General features: G+C 65.8%; 19 protein-coding genes and 2 pseudogenes. 9 read left to right on the top strand and 12 right to left on the bottom strand.

The features are described 5' to 3' along the window. Position 1 precedes the first annotated feature (1 nt). From OG331_RS04195 to OG331_RS04175, 5 genes are all read right to left on the bottom strand, one after another. On the bottom strand, positions 2 to 289 hold the full coding sequence (locus OG331_RS04195) for a transposase (RefSeq protein WP_406191674.1): 288 nt from the start codon (positions 287 to 289) through the stop codon (positions 2 to 4). Further along, positions 276 to 749, bottom strand: coding sequence for a transposase (locus OG331_RS04190; RefSeq protein WP_406191672.1), 474 nt, complete (start codon positions 747 to 749; stop codon positions 276 to 278). The genes OG331_RS04195 and OG331_RS04190 overlap by 14 nt, the downstream gene beginning before the upstream one ends. A 64-nt stretch (positions 750 to 813) precedes the next feature. Beyond that, a complete protein-coding gene (locus OG331_RS04185) occupies positions 814 to 1,383 on the bottom strand; it encodes a transposase (RefSeq protein WP_406191670.1) in 570 nt (189 codons plus the stop codon). 196 nt (positions 1,384 to 1,579) lie between these two features. Further along, entirely contained in the window at positions 1,580 to 1,876 is a 297-nt protein-coding gene (locus OG331_RS04180) for a hypothetical protein (protein ID WP_406191668.1), read from the bottom strand. A 186-nt stretch (positions 1,877 to 2,062) separates the two neighbouring features. Continuing rightward, positions 2,063 to 2,860: a transposase family protein gene (locus OG331_RS04175; protein ID WP_406191666.1), complete on the bottom strand. Its 798-nt coding sequence runs from the start codon at positions 2,858 to 2,860 to the stop codon at positions 2,063 to 2,065. Between OG331_RS04175 and OG331_RS04170 the strand changes: the two are divergent. The 5 genes and pseudogenes from OG331_RS04170 to OG331_RS04150 form a co-directional block, all read left to right on the top strand. Next, positions 2,808 to 3,058: pseudogene (locus OG331_RS04170) on the top strand (reverse transcriptase N-terminal domain-containing protein); the annotation flags it as partial. The gene OG331_RS04175 and the pseudogene OG331_RS04170 sit on opposite strands and share 53 nt — an antisense overlap. A 37-nt stretch (positions 3,059 to 3,095) precedes the next feature. Continuing rightward, on the top strand, positions 3,096 to 3,296 hold the full coding sequence (locus tag OG331_RS04165) for a hypothetical protein (RefSeq protein WP_406210909.1): 201 nt from the start codon (positions 3,096 to 3,098) through the stop codon (positions 3,294 to 3,296). Beyond that, a complete protein-coding gene (locus tag OG331_RS04160) occupies positions 3,284 to 3,505 on the top strand; it encodes a hypothetical protein (protein WP_406210907.1) in 222 nt (73 codons plus the stop codon). The genes OG331_RS04165 and OG331_RS04160 overlap by 13 nt, the downstream gene beginning before the upstream one ends. Beyond that, positions 3,451 to 3,915 (top strand): annotated as a pseudogene (locus OG331_RS04155) (IS3 family transposase); the annotation flags it as partial. The gene OG331_RS04160 and the pseudogene OG331_RS04155, both read left to right, overlap by 55 nt. Positions 3,916 to 3,976: 61 nt before the next feature. Further along, positions 3,977 to 4,129, top strand: a complete 153-nt coding sequence (locus OG331_RS04150) for an IS3 family transposase (RefSeq protein ID WP_406209700.1) — start codon at positions 3,977 to 3,979, stop codon at positions 4,127 to 4,129. Between the two features lie 1,222 nt (positions 4,130 to 5,351). Here OG331_RS04150 and OG331_RS04145 read toward each other — a convergent pair. Next, positions 5,352 to 5,534 carry a hypothetical protein gene (locus OG331_RS04145; RefSeq protein WP_406191664.1) on the bottom strand — a complete coding sequence of 61 codons (183 nt, stop codon included), beginning with the start codon at positions 5,532 to 5,534 and terminating at the stop codon, positions 5,352 to 5,354. A 660-nt stretch (positions 5,535 to 6,194) separates the two neighbouring features. On the opposite strand from OG331_RS04145, the gene OG331_RS04140 reads away from it, so the two are divergent. After that, the gene (locus OG331_RS04140; protein ID WP_406191662.1) at positions 6,195 to 9,011 is read left to right on the top strand and encodes a hypothetical protein; all 2,817 of its coding nucleotides are present in this window, start codon (positions 6,195 to 6,197) and stop codon (positions 9,009 to 9,011) included. Between the two features lie 550 nt (positions 9,012 to 9,561). Then, positions 9,562 to 9,855: a transposase gene (locus OG331_RS04135; protein WP_406191660.1), complete on the top strand. Its 294-nt coding sequence runs from the start codon at positions 9,562 to 9,564 to the stop codon at positions 9,853 to 9,855. A gap of 47 nt (positions 9,856 to 9,902) precedes the next feature. On the opposite strand, the gene OG331_RS04130 is transcribed toward OG331_RS04135, so the two are convergent. After that, positions 9,903 to 10,061, bottom strand: a complete 159-nt coding sequence (locus tag OG331_RS04130) for a hypothetical protein (RefSeq protein WP_406191658.1) — start codon at positions 10,059 to 10,061, stop codon at positions 9,903 to 9,905. Between the two features lie 239 nt (positions 10,062 to 10,300). Continuing rightward, positions 10,301 to 10,903 (bottom strand): hypothetical protein, encoded by a 603-nt coding sequence (locus tag OG331_RS04125; protein ID WP_406191656.1) that lies wholly within the window; start codon positions 10,901 to 10,903, stop codon positions 10,301 to 10,303. Positions 10,904 to 11,909: 1,006 nt separating this feature from the next. Between OG331_RS04125 and OG331_RS04120 the strand changes: the two genes are divergently transcribed. Then, positions 11,910 to 12,281, top strand: a complete 372-nt coding sequence (locus OG331_RS04120; protein WP_406191654.1) for a hypothetical protein — start codon at positions 11,910 to 11,912, stop codon at positions 12,279 to 12,281. A gap of 159 nt (positions 12,282 to 12,440) precedes the next feature. Next, positions 12,441 to 12,824 (top strand): hypothetical protein, encoded by a 384-nt coding sequence (locus OG331_RS04115; protein WP_406191652.1) that lies wholly within the window; start codon positions 12,441 to 12,443, stop codon positions 12,822 to 12,824. A 72-nt stretch (positions 12,825 to 12,896) separates the two neighbouring features. Here OG331_RS04115 and OG331_RS04110 read toward each other — a convergent pair whose 3' ends face one another. The 4 genes from OG331_RS04110 to OG331_RS04095 all read right to left on the bottom strand — a co-directional run bounded on the left by OG331_RS04110 (position 12,897) and on the right by OG331_RS04095 (position 15,521). Continuing rightward, on the bottom strand, positions 12,897 to 13,379 hold the full coding sequence (locus OG331_RS04110) for a hypothetical protein (protein WP_406191650.1): 483 nt from the start codon (positions 13,377 to 13,379) through the stop codon (positions 12,897 to 12,899). Between the two features lie 124 nt (positions 13,380 to 13,503). Continuing rightward, positions 13,504 to 13,686, bottom strand: coding sequence for a hypothetical protein (locus OG331_RS04105; RefSeq protein WP_406191648.1), 183 nt, complete (start codon positions 13,684 to 13,686; stop codon positions 13,504 to 13,506). Positions 13,687 to 14,571: 885 nt separating this feature from the next. Next, entirely contained in the window at positions 14,572 to 14,694 is a 123-nt protein-coding gene (locus OG331_RS04100) for a hypothetical protein (protein WP_406191646.1), read from the bottom strand. Further along, the gene (locus OG331_RS04095) at positions 14,691 to 15,521 is read right to left on the bottom strand and encodes a hypothetical protein (protein ID WP_406191644.1); all 831 of its coding nucleotides are present in this window, start codon (positions 15,519 to 15,521) and stop codon (positions 14,691 to 14,693) included. The genes OG331_RS04100 and OG331_RS04095 overlap by 4 nt, the downstream gene beginning before the upstream one ends. Between the last annotated feature and the right edge of the window lie 61 nt (positions 15,522 to 15,582).

Below are 15,582 nucleotides of genomic sequence, written 5' to 3'. Positions count from 1 at the left end.
GTCACTCCAGCAATGCCAGCCCAGTTCCGGCAAGGAATCCACGCAGGAGATGCGGCGCCTTCTTGATCTTGCTGAGCGCTGCTTCGGCGGCCTCCGCCAGCTCACGAATCGAACGGAATGCACGGTTCGCGAGGAGATCTTTGACGAGCTTCCACAGGAGCTCCACCGGGTTCAGTTCGGGGGGGTACGGCGGCAGCTGGACGATCCGCAGCCGGCGCTCCTGCCCCCCGGCCCACTCCCGCACCTCGGCGCTCGTGTGGCTGGAGTAGAAGCCCCTATGTTTCGTCAAGCGGGAGGACAGAGTTGGCTGGGGGCTGGATGTGGCGGTAGAGCTCGCGGGCGACGTATCGCTTGAGGCACCGGATGATCTCGCGCTTGGACATGCCCTCTGCGGTGCGTCGCTGCAGGTAGGCCTGTGTGCGTTCGTCCCAGCGTATGCGGGTCATCACGATGCGGTAGAGCGCGGCGTTCGCTTGGCGGTTGCCTCCGCGGTTCAGGCGCCGTCGGTGTGTCTTGCCCGAGGATTGCTCGACCGGGCTGACGCCGCACAGGGCGGCGAAGGATGCCTCGTCAGTGATCCGGTCAGGGTCGTCACCTGTGGCGATGAGGAGGGCCGCGGCACTGTCGGGCCCGACACCGACCAGGTCCAGCATCTGGGGCCGGCAGGAGCGGACGGCCCTGGTGGTGCGCCGGTTGAGCTCTTTGACCTCGTCGGACAGGTGCTGGATTCTGCGGGCGAGCAGGCGCATTGCAAAGACGGCCTCGCCTCGGTCATCGGCATCGAGGTCCGCGCAGGTGGCGACCAGCGCACGGTTACTCAGATCTGTGAATAGTTCGCGCAGGTCCGGGCCGATGGTCAGGACAACGGCCTTGAGCGCCGGGGTACGTGGCCTTGATGGCTGATTCCTTGGCCAGTCGCAGGACCCGCATGTCCGCTGCGGGGCCGTCCGCGGTCTTCGGCACGGTGGTGGCGCGTCCGGACAGCACCGCGCGGGCGGCTGCGTCCGCGTCGACGGCATCTGTCTTGCCGTGCTTGCGTCGGGTGGCACGGTCGGGCTGGTTGACTTCGACGACATCGATGCCTTCCCTGCACAGGGACCGGGTCAGCGCGGTTCCGTAGGATCCGGTGCATTCGACGCCCGCCCGGTGCAGGACACCGAACGACCTTGCCCAGGCCAGCAGTTGGCGATAGCCGACGGCGGTGGCCGGGAACTCCTGGTGGGCAAGCGAAGCGCCCAGGGTGGTGATGACAGCGGCGACGTGGATGTCCTTGTGGGTGTCCACCCCCAGGACCACTTCCTCGGCCGGGACTCGCTGCGCGGGCAGTGTCGGCTCGGGCCTGCTGGTGACGGTCACGCGGCGGCCGACCGCCTGCCGGGACACCCAGCAGCCGGGCCACCTGCACCTGCCTCACACCCTGTTCAAACAGGTCGGCAGCCTGCATCCGCCCGCCTCCCGCTCAGCCTGCCCCCAACGCGCTCCATTCGAAGTCCCCATACCTCCCTTATGCCCGCCCTGACAGATCGCCAAGAGCAGCCTTAAGATCAATAGAGGCACGATGAAATAGGTTCACAGACGATTAGAGCAGGGTGAACACGGCAATGTAGGGGTCAGGTTGACCGTTATCCAGGGGCGCTTGGCCCACATAATTGACCCCATTACGTTGCCATATATCTCGCGAAACCTCAGGAACCCAAATATCAAATCTTTGCCCCTGATCCTTGACCTCCGCAGGAGTTCCATTCTGGAAATACACGGCAGTGGAGTAGTCGTAATGTGCGTAGAGGGATCCGGACCAGCCTTTATTGGTACCTTCAAGGGGGTTCACGTCTTCGTAAACGACTATTGCTTCTTGGTTTGTGTTTGTGTTTTCCATGGCTTTCCTTCTGTTCCGGAGGGACTCTCCCGGCGATGGGTGCCGAGATGCTCGGTACGTCACGAGTATCGTGAGCTTCGGCTGCCTCTGGGCTGACCGGAAGGCCGGTTCACGACACAAGTCCTGTTTCCCTGAAGGCAGGCCTGGAGGGCAGGGCTTCTGCGTGTTCGGTTGAGTGAACCTCTTTCATCCTGAGTGTCCGCAGGTCAGGAGGGTGTGGATGGCCCTTACGATCCGGCTGATGCGGTTGGTGGAACATCGTGCTCGCCGGAGGACCTGCCAGGATTTGAGCTGGGCGAAGGCGCGTTCGCCGGGTGCTCGCAGGCGGGCGTGGTCGCGGTTGAACTGCTGGTAGTGCTCGGGCTGTTCGCGGTGGTGGTAGTAGGGGGTGCGTACCGTGGCGCCGGCGCCTTGGTGGGCGTGGTCGGCCAGGACGAGGATCTTCCGGGTCAAGCAGGCTTGGACGATGCCGTGGGCACGGGCGGAGGTCAGGTCGTGAGTGCGGCCGGGTGTTGCTCGTGAGAACCACAGCGGGGTGCCGTTCGATGCGGCGACGACCTGCACGTTAATGCCGTTCTTGCGGTGTTTTTGCGAGTAGTACGGCTCATCCGCACGGACGCGGTCGGTCGGGATCAGGGTGCCATCGACGATGACGAAGTCGCCCTCGCCCAAGCCGACGAGGACCTCGTGCAGGCCGGGAGCCCACGCGGCCAGGACCTCCACGGCCTCCTCCACGTACCGCCAGGCCGTCGCCTCCGAGACCCCGAACCCGGCTCCGACCTGAGCATACGTCTCGTTCTTGCGTAGATGGGCGAGTGCAAGTAGGGCCTGTTTGAAGCAACCCAGTTTGCGCCAGGGCGAGTTGATCTCCTGGCGGTGTTCATAAAGCAGCCAGGCGACATGCTCGACGAGTTCGTGCGGAAAATCGAGCGTGGCAGAATACGGGACTGCTGAGGAGAACGTACGGCGTCTGCGCCAGCGCATCCTCGCGGCGACGCAGGCAGGGGACCTGAAGAAGGTTCGCAACTTGCAGAAGCTGATGCTCCGCAGCCGCAGCAACCGCTGGTCAGCGTGCGACGGGTCACGGAGATCAACGCTGGCCGCCGGACGGCGGGCATCGACGGCCGGGTCGTGCTGACGGCCCCAGGAAAGGCCGAACTGGCCAGTGTGGCGAGGCGCTCGCCCAGGTCCCCGGTCGAAGGCGACGATCCTGGTGCGGGTGGACGGCGCGGGCGCCACCCATGGCCTGCACGAACACCTGCGGGATCTGAACAACATGCGGCGCACGGTCTGCTTCACCACAGGCTGGACCATCACCGACGAGGACGAGAAGGCCATCGCCCGCCTGCCCGAGAGGGCCTGGGAGACCTCGCTCAAGCAGAACGGAAGCCTCCAGGAGGGCTCTTCGTGGCCGAGTTGAGCGGGCTGAACCGCCGGGATGGCTGGATCAAGGGGATGCGGCTGATCGTCCGCAGGGTCAAGCCGTCCGGCCGGCAGGTGAAAGACCTCACGGCCTTCGAGAAGAAGACCGGCTGGAAGTACTCCACGCCGCCCTCCTGCACGAGGGGCACGAGGTGGCCCGCTGCACAGTCGAGCGCCTCATGCACGCGGCCGGTCTGCGCGGGGTGATCCGGGCCAAGAGCCCGCGCACCACCCGCCCCGCACCCGAGACCGACCGGCCCGCGGACCTGGTCGAGTGGCAGTTCACCGCGACCGCCCCGAACCAGCTGTGGGTCGCGGACATCACCTACATCACAACCTTCTCCGGCTGGGTCTACGCGGCCTTCGCCATCGATGTCTTCTCCCGCATGGTCGTCGGTTGGCAGGTCGCCACTTCCCTCTATACGGACCTGGCCCTCGACGCACTGGAGATGGCGATCTGGCGGCGCCGGCACACCGGCGCCGACCTCACCGGCCTCACGCACCACTCGGACCGCGGAGTCCAATACCGAGCCCTGCGCTACACCGAACGTCTCGAACACGAGGCCGCCGTGGCCTCGGCCGGCTCCAAGGGTGACTCGTACAGCAACGCCCTGGCCGAGGCGTTCAACAGCCTGTTCAAGGCCGAGCTGATCCGCAACAAAGGGGCCGTGGACCGGCATCAACGACATCGAGATTGCGGTCGCCGAATACATCGACTGGTTCAACCAGCGCCGCCTCCACGGCGAGCTCGGCCACGTCACCCCCGCCGAACACGAGGCCGCCCACTACCTCGCGGTCAAACCCCCTGCGTCACTCCAGAAAACCAGCTGACTCACTCTCCATAAAACCCGGGGCTTGACAACCATCTGCACTGGTCACACTGGTGAAGACTCAGCCAGACACGGGCCCGCACAGCCACTACAACAACGCGGGCACACCCCATAACTGTGATTGCAGTTATCAGGAGCTGCCGGTGATATGGCGCTCCGGTGTGCTGGTGACGACCCGCATCCAACACATTGCCAGGTCTACGGCTGCCTCTTCGCGTGTCTTTCCTCGCGGGCCGGGGAGGCCGTGCTTGCGAGGATGGCGGCCGCGACTCGGTCGGCAAGGAACCGTACGGCCTCGGCGTTCGTCCGGGGGGAACTGCCGGCGTCCTCCCATTGCCGTGCCGCGCGCCGGGCAGCGGCGTCGACGGCGGCGAAAAGTTCGGCGCCGGTGTCACGGATCAATCCGGCCGGGCCATCGTCCGGCGAAGGCGCCGGGGCATCCGTCGGTGCGGATTGCGCGGCCGCCGTTCGTCGCAGTTGGGCGAGCTCTTCAGCCTGTCGCCGCCGGTGCGCCGCCTGCCTGCACGCACCTGAGCACGTCCGCCGTGCCCGGCCGCGCCCTTGGACCAGCTCGGTTCCGCAGATCTCGCACTGAGCCATACCTGGCCCCCGGCTCGTTACATGACGACTATGGGGAACAGACTACGCCGCCGCCCTGGCTGAGAATTTGTCACGTAACGAACCAGAAGTGCGCGTTGGTTCGTTACGTGACACTTCCGGAGCGCTGGCGAGGCGGCCGCCACTCGGTCGGTGAGGAACCGGACGGTCTTGGCGCGTGTCCGGGCGTGTGCGCGTGACTACCCGCAGACCGGCGAGTACAGCGGACGCACCCACGATGGGACCCGGCGGCCGGAGAGCGAGCGGTGAGTCGAGCAGCAACCAAACGCTTCCGCTTCCGCCTGTTTGAGCTTCCCCCGGAGCCGGGCTGTGTCGTTGTGGACGACTCAGCGATGCCGGAGAAGGAGGCGGTCTGTGTCTCGGGCGAGGATCCGACTGCGGGGAGAATGGTGTCCCGCCGAGTGGTGTAGCAGCGATCACCGCGTAAGTACAGGTCGTGGGACAGATGCAGGCGCCGGCCGGCCGGATGGATCTGACGCTACGTCAGCTGGTGGTGCCTGTGGCGCGACACTGCCGACCATGACGCGACCTCCTCCGAAGCCAGAGCCAAGGGGAGTCGTGCAGGCTGATTGGGTGTGCGACCTGCATCCTCGCTGTGATCGCTGCTACACCACACTGCGGGACACGACCCGGTAGACACCGTAGTTAGCTTCGAACACCCGAGTGATCAGCGTCTTCAGCTCGACGTCGCGGACGGTGCGGGCGGTGCGGGCGGCGGGCTCGGCCCGGCGTTTGTGGTGGGCGTAGTAGGCGGAGGGGGCGATCTTGCAGTCGCGTGCGGTCAGCACACGGCAGATCGGCTCGACGCCGCCTAAGCGGTCCTTGTGCTCGTCGATGAACGCTACGAGCGTGTGTGTGGCCGGTCGCGCTCGGCCGCGAAGAAAGACGTCTTGGATTCAACCGGTCGATGCAACAGTGGCTGCGAGCAATCCATCGTCGTCCGTCATATGTCCCAGCAGACGACCTCGCCGACGTGTCCTTACACAGCGATCCAGTTCGCACATCCCAATGAGCGGCCGAGTCGTCGCGGGGCTCCGGGCGGCCAGTCACAGTGAGCCACACCAACGGCATGAAGATGGCAGCCACACCCGGAACCCCTGGGCCTCCCGATCGGACGAAGGACCAGGACGAACCCAAGCAAGAAGGTAAGGAGGATTGATCCGGTGCCGCTTCGGGTCGTGGTCCGACCCGCAACGTGACCGGCTGCGTGCCTTGGCGTTGATCTGCCGGCCGCCTGCCCGGAGCGGTATTCACTGCCGCCGGGCAGGGGACGCGTCCCGACAGGGCGATCCGTAGCCGTCCGCGACGTCCCTCGGTACACGGGACGTGTCCCATGTCCCAGCCTCCCCGCCAAACCCTGGCGACGGACATGGCGAGCAGCAGGAACACCTGGTTGGCACGGACTGTCTCCCTTTCGTCTCTTTTCTTGGCCGCTCGGGGGAGTGAACGTGAAACTCGGCCATACGCCTATCACCGACGAGGAAGTTGCAGAGATGGAAGCTTCACAGCCTCTGACCAAGCCGGAACGCCCCTACAGCCCACCGGAGATGGTCATCGATGGTGTGGTGTGGACGAATCACTCCATGAGCAAGGCCTTGAGCGTCTACAAGGCACCGGAAATGCTCTTCCACATCACCGTGGAGAACAAGTCCGGAAAAGCACATGCTTCTCCAGAAGAAGGTGCCGGTAATGAATACGGTACGGGTGACCTTTTCGGGACGGCTCTCCATGTTTACGCCTCGGGCCCGGTCGACAATTGGGTGGCGGCGGCCCTGCAGGGTCAGGTCGCCTACTGGCTGGGTGAAGGACGCGAAGATTCAATGCGCCAAATCTGCGCGGAGTTCAAGAAACAGTGGCCGGCGGCCGTTGAAGCAATGGAAACCGCCTACGCAACGGCAAAGCAGGAGTACCTGACATCGAAGTCGCAGAAGGAGGCGAACAGGCCAGGGCTTTCGAGGGAACAGGCAGATGCGATAGCCAGGATGGAAGCCAGGAAAAGGAGGAAGCTGGCACACCGGCTGGAATATGCCGCACCAGTCCGCATAGAGATCGACCCGAAACTGCAAGGGGTCTGGCTGGTCCAGCCCGGTGGCGAGAACACGGACCTCTACGCGCTCCCTACCACTTTTTTCCACCCCGCGAAGACCTTCCAAGGCCTGTGGACCGAGCAGGCCCTTGGCATGGCTTCTCCCGGAGGATTCTTCCTGGCGGCACGGAAAGACGGCCGGCTGTACATATGCGCGACGCGCCGTCTGGCCGACCGGTATAAGGTCGACCAGAACTTCAGAGCCCTGATGAAGCTGCCCGAGGCCCAAATCTCTTACGGTCTGCTCCGCGCCGGCAACGTAAGCTACCGGGTCAGCCCGGAAAAGATCCAGCAAATCCTCAAGCTGGCCCCCACTCGTGTCGACACGAAACAACCAGGGGGATGGTACCGGATCGACATCGATGGCCGGAACGTGCCGGTGCGGCCGGAAGACCCGAAGCTCGGCCTCTTCAGCGTGGAGAAATGGAACACCTGGCTGAACGATCTCCCCGAGGGCGTGTTCAAAGACTCGGTCGTCACTGTCACGACTGAAGGCGGTAAAGAACAGCGGTACCTGTGGCAGGGTACATGGCCGGCCGAGCCGGAGTTTGGAGCCGAGGGGAAATACCACAAGATTCTTGCATCCGATGGAGTCTTTGTTGCATCCCTCGCAGACCGGAGGTACTTCCTGCCGATGAAGCCGGGCGTTGACCCATTCGCACTGTGGAAGTCAAAGCTGCCCGCAATGAGGGGAAAGCTGCACCGCTACGGCACCCTGGTCCTCCTGCTCAACGACATGCCTGCATACATCGTCAAGCGCAACGAGTACAAGAAATTCCTTGTGGACGCGGAAGCGCGAATGGGGAAAATTGCCATAAATACTCCAGGATGCTTCGCCTTCGAACCCGGTTCGCAATTCGGTCCTGGCCGAAAAAAGATGATCATCGATCCCGCAGCGCACTCCGAACTGATGACGGAGCAGGAATGGAAGGCCATCACCGCAAAGTTCGACGAGGCAAAGTTCGACGAAGCTGCAGGCGTTATCTCCTTCTGCCACAAAGGCGTCGACTGCACGTCGCGCGTAATAAAAATGCCGGAGGAAAATTGTTCGCCCCGTCATACGGAGTCTTACAAGCTGACGACGGTGGACGGAGAGATCCTTCTCGTATCGTTTACCAAGCAGAAAGATTCATTCGGTCCCTTTGCGCCTCGCCATACGAAGGAGCATGCAAAATGGGTATGGAGTCTTCCGTGGGGCTCGTTCAACCCGGACACCCATGAGGCAATAGTTGACTTTGGCTCAGGAGAGCGGAGGTACAGGATGACCGCTTACACCTGGAACTCTATTGTGCTGACCCGGGGGATTGGAGTTACAAGCGAACCCGAGGGAAGATTTTTTACGTTGTCTGTGGACGGTGACAGAAAGAAGGGGTTTATGGGCCCGTTCGATTCGGGCTGGCCTGAGCTGGTTCCTGCCGATGAATGGAATGCGTGGGTGGCTGGAATTCCGGCTGCCGAGCTTCTGACCCTCGTGGAGGGGGACCCGGTTTTCGTCTTCGGTTACGGCCCTCAGACGCGGGTCTTCCGATTTTTCGAGACTGATTACAAGGAGCCAGAAGTCGGTACAGCTGGCTGCATCTTGCTGTGGGCGGACGAGGAGTGGGGGAAGGTTCCTGTTCTCGCGAAGGGCCTTGACGACATGGACGTGAACGCAAAGAACCTGGAGCGCCTGATCGGTCAGGAGGCGTACGCACAGGTCGCCGACCGCCTGGCATGGCTGTCCCCGGAAAAGGAAGAATACCTCGAGAAACTGGAAGAAGGCGGTGCGGAAGTCCCTCAGTTGTATTACGGGGACGGTCTGAACCTGCCGGGGGACGAAGGCCTGAACCTGGCCGGTCTGACCCTGCACAACGAGACCCTGCTGGACCAGGCACCTTTGAACGTGGTGGACGGCGCTGGCACAGCAGAGGGCGCCGATTTCGTTTATGCCTACTTCACCGGCCGGACGCTCATCCTCTGGGGAACGTCGAGCCCGCAATTCTACAGTCAGCAGCAGCAGAACGAACTCGCCTGGGACAAGGGATGGATGCAGATTCTCATCTATAAGATTGAGGACGAGTGCGATTCTGGGTACAGGCTGCAGGTCAACGGTCTCGCGGCAGAGCATGAAGAGGCGTTCAGCACGTACATGATCGTCTTCGGTCACGATGACGTCCCAGTCAATTTCGTGAGGGAATAACCTGGACTCCGCCAGGCCCCGGACCGGGTCGGCGTCCGCGCGGGCGGAGGTCTCCCCGGCCACCACCCGACGTGAGAACGCGTCCCGGATCACGGACAGCCACAAGGGCCCCTCACCGGTCGCAGTCATCGTGAGGTCGGTGACCCACAGCCGGTTCGGGGCGGGTGCGGTGAAGTCCCGCTCGACCGGGTCCGCAGCGACCGTGGCCGTGGGATCGCGGCGCGTGAAGCCGCCCACCGTGGGCTGATCCTCGAGATCTCGGCCTCGCGCATCAGTACCGGCCGACCCTGGTCGGCCCCTACCGCGAGCACCTGCGCGAGCGCCGGGCGGAGGACCCGGCTGTCCCCGTCACGCACCCTGCGGGAGATCAGGGAAGTGGGCTACACCGGCAGCGCCGATTCCTGGTCCGCTGCGTCACCCAGGGGCGTGTCGAGGCCGGCCACGCGAGCCTCTCCCGGCGCCGGGCCGCCGGCCTCCTGCTCACCAACCCGGGAACCTGCGCGAGGACCGGCGAACCCTGCGCGACCAACTCGCCGGTGCCTGCCCGGAAATGACCATCCTGACCGCCCTGGCAGGTGATTTTGCCGAACTGCCGGCCCCGGCCGAGGGCAACGCCGACAAGCCAACTCCGTGGATCACCCGGGCCCGGGGCGCCCATCTGTCCTTCCTTGGCTCCTGCACGACCGGCCTCGAACGTGACCGTGACGCCGTCGATGCCGCCCTCACCTTGTCGAACCACAACGGGCGAACCGAGGGCGTCAACCATAAGATCAAACCGGTCAAGCGGCAGATGTACGGCCGGGCCAAGCGCCCCCTCCTGCGCCGGCGTATCCTGCTCGACTGACACTCCACCGACCGCCGGCTACGAAATCCTTGGAAGACCCAAGTCCCTTACACGCCCCGACGGGCGAACGTTGCCTGATGCGGCTGATGCGGCACCGGGTAACCCTTGGTGTGCAGTTCCTCGTGGGGAATCGTCGCGGTGGGCCGCTGCCGCGTCCCCGCGTTGGTGCAGGCAGTCGTGGTGGCGGCGTCGTCGGTGGTGGTCACCTCGCTGGGTTTCGGGCCGCGTCCTGCCTGTTGACTTCCAGGACGGCAGTCTGCCCGGCCCGGCACGCCCGGAGCGTCGTGGGTGACCGGTTTGTGTGCCGAGCGGGACGTGATCCCTGTGGTGTGGGGAGGTCTGTCCTGTGGTGCCGGGAGATACGCCGGTGGTTGGGTCCGGCTGTGTGGGGCGCACCCGCCCGGCCCTTTTGCTGTCCGCGGGCCGGGGGTGTGCTGCGTGCCGGTCAGTCGGCCTGCGGGGCGGCGGGCGCACTGTAGAAGACGGAGGAACCCTTTTTGGTGCGCCGGGCCTGGTTCTTGGCCACGAGGTTCTCCAGGGTGGTGCGGACGACGGTGATCTTGATGCCGCGTTCGGGGTGACTGTCCTGCAGGGCCTGCGCGATCTGAGCGGCAGAGTGCGGCTGCTCCTGCCCGGCCAGGCGACGGCGGGTGAGTTCGACCAGGGTCGGCTTGTCGTCCGTGTCCGACGAGGGGCGCCGCGCGTTGTTTTTGGCTGTCGTGGAGGGCGTGGCTGCTGCGGGAGCGGGCGGCTGCACTGCCGGCGTGTCCCGCTCGGCGTCCAGCGGCGCGGGCTCCTGGTGCCGCGGCGAAGGCAGCGGGCTTGTGGATGCGCCCGTGCCCGCAGGTGCCGGTGCGCTCACGCCGAGAGCCTGAGCCACGGTCACCAGGACACTGTGGTCGCGCTGCAGACGGGACAGCTTCTCCTGCAGCGCCGAGATCTCGGCGCCGAGGCGTTCTTGCTCCTGGACGTTGTGTTCCAGGTCACTGGTCACCTGGGTGGTGTACTGGGATGTCACATCTGCGGCAGTGGCCGTCATGCCTGACATGAAGATGACCTTCCTTTGCTGTTCTCATACTCAAGCGCACGTGTACGTGGCACAGCCAAGCACATATACAGGCCGGTTCGGTACCTGTACCGCTGCGGCCGGGGCATCATTTCGGCTGCGGCCCGGGCGTCCGCTACCGCAAGTGCGCCGGGTGTGTGCTCCCGGCGCCGCCCATCTCAAGCCGGCCTGCCCGGTCTGTCACCGTCTTGACGGTTCAATGCGTGTGGGTGACCCGGCGGCAGGGCCGGTGCGAAAGCGGCGCCTGCCGCCCTGCCGCCGCACCTACCCACAGGCTGCGATGCGACACCGGTCCTGTCCGACCGGGCCCGCCTCCGCCTCGAGGCGGCATGTCCTCGCCCGGGTGCAGGGCTGTGCCCTGCCTGGTCTGCGCCATGAGGTGACCCGAATCTGCGAGTGACCCCCGCCGGGTGACGGGCGCGGGCGTGGCAGGGGGAGGCCTTCGAAACTGGTGAGCGGCATGTCTCATGTCCCGACTCGCCGGCCAGGGCCCTTGCCTGCGGGCGAACTGCCCTTGCGTACTCGGCCCGCCGCACGCGCCCGCTCGAGCGGGCGTCGACGCTGACTGTCACCCGGGAGGGTGACTGCCGCTGCAGGCTGCGCCAGCCCAGGGGGCCATGGCGGCCCTGGTGTATCCGTGTTGAGCACACCACCCTCGCCGAGATCGCCGCGGGCTTTTGGACCGGCGAAGCCACCGCCCACGCCTGTGCACGCAGGGTGACCGCGCTGCCGGCCGACATGACCCCGTCTGTGACCCGCTGCGGCGGGCGAACTCACCCGCTGAAATCAGCCAAGGGCCGGTGGACGGTGGCGCAGCGGCGCAGGGCAGCACCCCACCCCGCACTGCCGGCCTCCACACGGTGCCCCCGCTCCGCGTAAAGGGGCATGCCGGTGGGCCCGAAAGACGGCCCGGGCAGACGTCGGTGACGTGACCGCCGGGCCTCACGATGAACGGCAGAACCCGGCACCTCACGCACAGGGGGATACCTTGATCAGCCGATTCGACCTCGTGGTGGGTTCCGTCCGGGCGGCGGAACTCATCAACAGCTACCGCGAGCGGCTGGAGCGTGAGGACCTGCTGAGCAACCAGACTGCCCTGAACGTCGCCTGCATCGCCTACGCCACCGGCAACATCTACACCGTGATCGCGCCCGGCCAGATCTGGGAACTGATAGACGCGGCGGACGAGACCTTTCCGGCCGAACTCACCGTGGTCGGTGTGGAGGAGGACTGCCGTCACGGCAAAGCCGCCGTATGCCGCGACCGCGGCGGGACGCTGGTGCGCACCTCGCTCACCGTCCTGGACGAGAAGTATCGCCTGGTGGCATGGCCACGCGCGGCGGAGAGCCGCCACAGCTGAGAGTCCCCACACCGTGTCGAGTCGGCTGCCAAGCCCACGGCCGGCGAGAACGCCCTTGAGCCGGCGGCCGTCGAGGATGCACCCCAGGGCGCGGGCTGAGCCACCGGAGGGGTCAGGAAAGCGCGCATGCACGCCCGCCCCACAAGAGAGGAGCAGACTATGACAGCCAGCCATGCACAGGTCTACGCAGCCCTGCCCTTCAGCTACGAGGAGGTGCTTGCCCTTGCTGTTCAGCTCCGCAAGCAAGACATCAGCTACGCCCATACGCGGGCCGTGGGCTGCGCCGCGGAGTTCCTGGGCGTGCTCTCGGGCGACGGTGACAGCCGCCGGCCCCTTCCGCACATCTACAACGAGCTTGCCTACTGGGTGGGAAAGTGCAGATTCACTCTCCCCCTCCACACGCAGGAGGCGCTGTGGCATCCCGCCCCGGGACAGGATCCGGTGACCGGCCAGGTCTCTCTTGCAGACATCACCCATAGGATTCTCATCCCGCTCTTCGAGGCAGGAGTGACGCTGGAACTCACCCCCGCCGTGCAGGGTTGACGCCCCGCGCCCGTGCCGCCCGCCCCGCTGGAACGTAGGTGCTGACGGGGGTGAGCGCGCAGCTTGCGCTGATCAGGCGGAAAACTCTGCCACCGCTGTCCCGGCTGTGCAGGCGGTGAGGTAGCGCAGGTACTGCTGAAGCCCGTTCCACCAGGCCCAAGCGGTCGGAGGGCCGGCAGCCGACGGCAGGGGCCAGGAGGCTGTGAAGGTGACGACGCCGGGATGGGCACAATGCCGTGCGGCCCGGCTCAGCCAGGCCGCCGTGTCCGCAGCGGCCCACTCCACAGTGCTGCCAGGGCGGCGGACGAGAAGAGGGGGCAGCTGGTCGAAGGGCAGCTGCATGGCGAGAGCGTGCAGCAACACCTCGGCGTCCGCTGCGTCGAACGGCCCTGCCCCACCGGCAGGCACTGCATGGGTGCTACAGGGGCCGGCGGCACCGGGGGCACCGTGAGGCGAGGACACCGAAGCGGCCGCCTGCCGTCCGGGCAGGCCGCCGGCGGGCACCGGGACGACGCCTTCGGCGGCCGGCTCTTTGGCCGTCGTCTCGGCGGGCATCAAGACCTCCTGCGGCCACGGGGCCGGTACGACAGGCAACGCAAAGCGGCGCGGCGGGGTTTTGCTGGATCCGCGGGCCCAGGCGATGAGCACCGGGTCCGCCTGTCAGGCGACGCCGCCCGGTTCACCCGTAGACGAACAGGGAAACCGAAGTGCGTTTCCCGCAGGAGTGGAAGGGGGAGCTGCCGGGACTGATGGAGGTGAAGGCTTCGAGCCCCACCTCGTTGGCGCCTTGCGTAATGGGCAGGTTGGGGGAGAGCCCGAAGCTGATGCGCTTGGGGTCGTCCTCCCCGGAGCGGCACGTCACCCAACCTGCGTAGTGATCGGTGACGCCCAGCAAGGCGGGGAAGGGCCAGGACACTGCTGCTCACAAAACGCTCATTGGCGTGCAGGTGTTCGTCGGCGCAGTCGGTGGCAGCGCTGGTGCGTAGTCATCGGGCTTGAAGAACGACATGGTGCCATGGTCGATACGAAAGGAGGCGGTGGTGCTGCCCTGTGGGGCCGCAAGTCAAGGCAGCCTCCTGGGTGCGGCAGGGCACCGAGCGGGATATGTACGCCGCCGTCGCACAAACGGCCGCCGGACAACGTCGCCTGCGCACCCGGTGTGTGGGGCGGGGGTGGCCCGGTTTTCCTGCCGGATAAGCGGTGACACCCACGGCGGCCCGTACGTAGGCTCTGGTGGGCAGGTGGATCTCGGCGACCAGGGCAAGGCCGAACGGGGAGCCCGGGTAGGCAAGGACTGGATCGCTCCTGCGTCACACCGCATCTGACGTGCAGCCTTGCGCAACGGGTATCGGGTCTCCCGCAAACGTCGACCCGTATTCGGCGGAGGTGCGTTGTCGCCCGTCTCACCGGAGCGAGGTGGGGCGGGTTGGGTTGTGACGTGTGCAGTGCCGGCTTCGGCGGCTGAGTCTTTGGGCTACGCCGGCATCTGCTGTTGTCCGCGAGTTCCCCGTTCAATCTGGCGCGGTTGTGGCGCGGCTCGAGCTGTTCCGGCTTGTGGGCGCTCCGTTTCGAGAGAGCGGCAAGGATGCCCCAATTCCGGCGTGGACTGTCCGAGCGGGGCCGAGGTGAACACGAGGACTCTGCCTTGTCCTGCGGCCTGGCGGGGTGGGCAAGGGGGTGAGCCCTCCCGTGGTGGGGGAGGGCCCGGTGAGTTGTTCTCCCTATGCGGTGGGTGGGTGCTGTCGGGTCAGGGGGTGATGGCGAATACCTGGGAGGTGCTGTTGGTGGGGACGCCGGCGATGCCGGCGTGTTTCACGGCGTGGCCCTCGGGGCTGCTGACCTGGCTGAAGCCGGTCCAGCTGCCGTTCATGTTGCGGATGTTGAACCTGAGGTCGCCGTTTTGGTCGACGAGGAGGGTCTGGCTACTGCCGTTGGGCATTCCGGTGATGGCGACGCTGGTGGCGGAGATGTTGAGGGCTCCCCATCCGCTGTAGACGGGGCGCCGCCGGGGCCGGTGGGGGTGCGGAGGATGTGGTAGACCTTGCCGTCCGTGCCGATGGCGAGGAACTGGCTGGAGTTGTTCGGCATCGCCAGGCCGTTGGCCCCTGCGCCGACGGCCAGGTCCGGGCCGAAGCCGCCGTCGCCGCCGGGGTCCACCTGTGACCAGGTGGTCCAGGAGGTGCCGGCCGCGTTGCGGGTGGTGGTGTACAGGCCGTTGTTGTCGGAGCTGTATGCGTAGACCTGGGCGGTGCCGTCGCCGATGCCGGCGATGGCCACCTTCCTGGCGGGGAAGGTGCTTTCACCTGGCCGCCCCTGCATCTGGGCCCAGGGCGTCCAGGTTGTGTCGTTGTTGCGGATCCGGTGGTAGAGACGGCCGTCGAGTCCGATTCCGACGACCTGGGCGGAGCCGTCGGGCATGCCGGCGATTGCCGGTCCCAGCCCGCTGAAGGAGGCGGCACCGTTGTAGCCGTTGGGCTTCGCCCAGCCCTGCAGAGTGCCGTTGCTGTAGCGAATGTTGTGGTAGAGGAAGCCGTCCGACTTCTTCCGCGCCATATACTGCACGGACCCGTCGGGCATTGCGGTCATGGACTCGAAGTCAGTTTCGAATCCGTCGCTGCTGAAACTGTGCCACGTACCGGTGCTGGAACGGGAGCCGTAGTAGTCGGCTTTGGATGCGGCGGACCATTCGATCTTCACCGACGGTGCGTCGGCCGGCTCCCCTCCCCAAGGCATCAACCCGAAGATCATCCCACCCCGT

The sequence above is a fragment of the Streptomyces sp. NBC_01017 genome, assembly GCF_045162795.1.
Classification (GTDB): domain Bacteria; phylum Actinomycetota; class Actinomycetes; order Streptomycetales; family Streptomycetaceae; genus Streptomyces; species Streptomyces machairae.
The sequence above is the reverse complement of the archived record's forward strand: the minus strand, read 5'-3'. Positions and strand labels throughout refer to the sequence as shown.

Bases quoted from the DNA above. Each gene is read 5' to 3' on its own strand.
- OG331_RS04190 (WP_406191672.1), bottom strand. From the start codon at position 749: ATGCGCCTGCTCGCCCGCAGAATCCAGCACCTGTCCGACGAGGTCAAA.
- OG331_RS04180 (WP_406191668.1), bottom strand. From the start codon at position 1,876: ATGGAAAACACAAACACAAACCAAGAAGCAATAGTCGTTTACGAAGAC.
- OG331_RS04175 (WP_406191666.1), bottom strand. From the start codon at position 2,860: ATGCGCTGGCGCAGACGCCGTACGTTCTCCTCAGCAGTCCCGTATTCT.
- OG331_RS04135 (WP_406191660.1), top strand. From the start codon at position 9,562: ATGACCATCCTGACCGCCCTGGCAGGTGATTTTGCCGAACTGCCGGCC.
- OG331_RS04125 (WP_406191656.1), bottom strand. From the start codon at position 10,903: ATGTCAGGCATGACGGCCACTGCCGCAGATGTGACATCCCAGTACACC.
- OG331_RS04115 (WP_406191652.1), top strand. From the start codon at position 12,441: ATGACAGCCAGCCATGCACAGGTCTACGCAGCCCTGCCCTTCAGCTAC.
- OG331_RS04110 (WP_406191650.1), bottom strand. From the start codon at position 13,379: ATGCCCGCCGAGACGACGGCCAAAGAGCCGGCCGCCGAAGGCGTCGTC.
- OG331_RS04100 (WP_406191646.1), bottom strand. From the start codon at position 14,694: ATGAACGGCAGCTGGACCGGCTTCAGCCAGGTCAGCAGCCCCGAGGGC.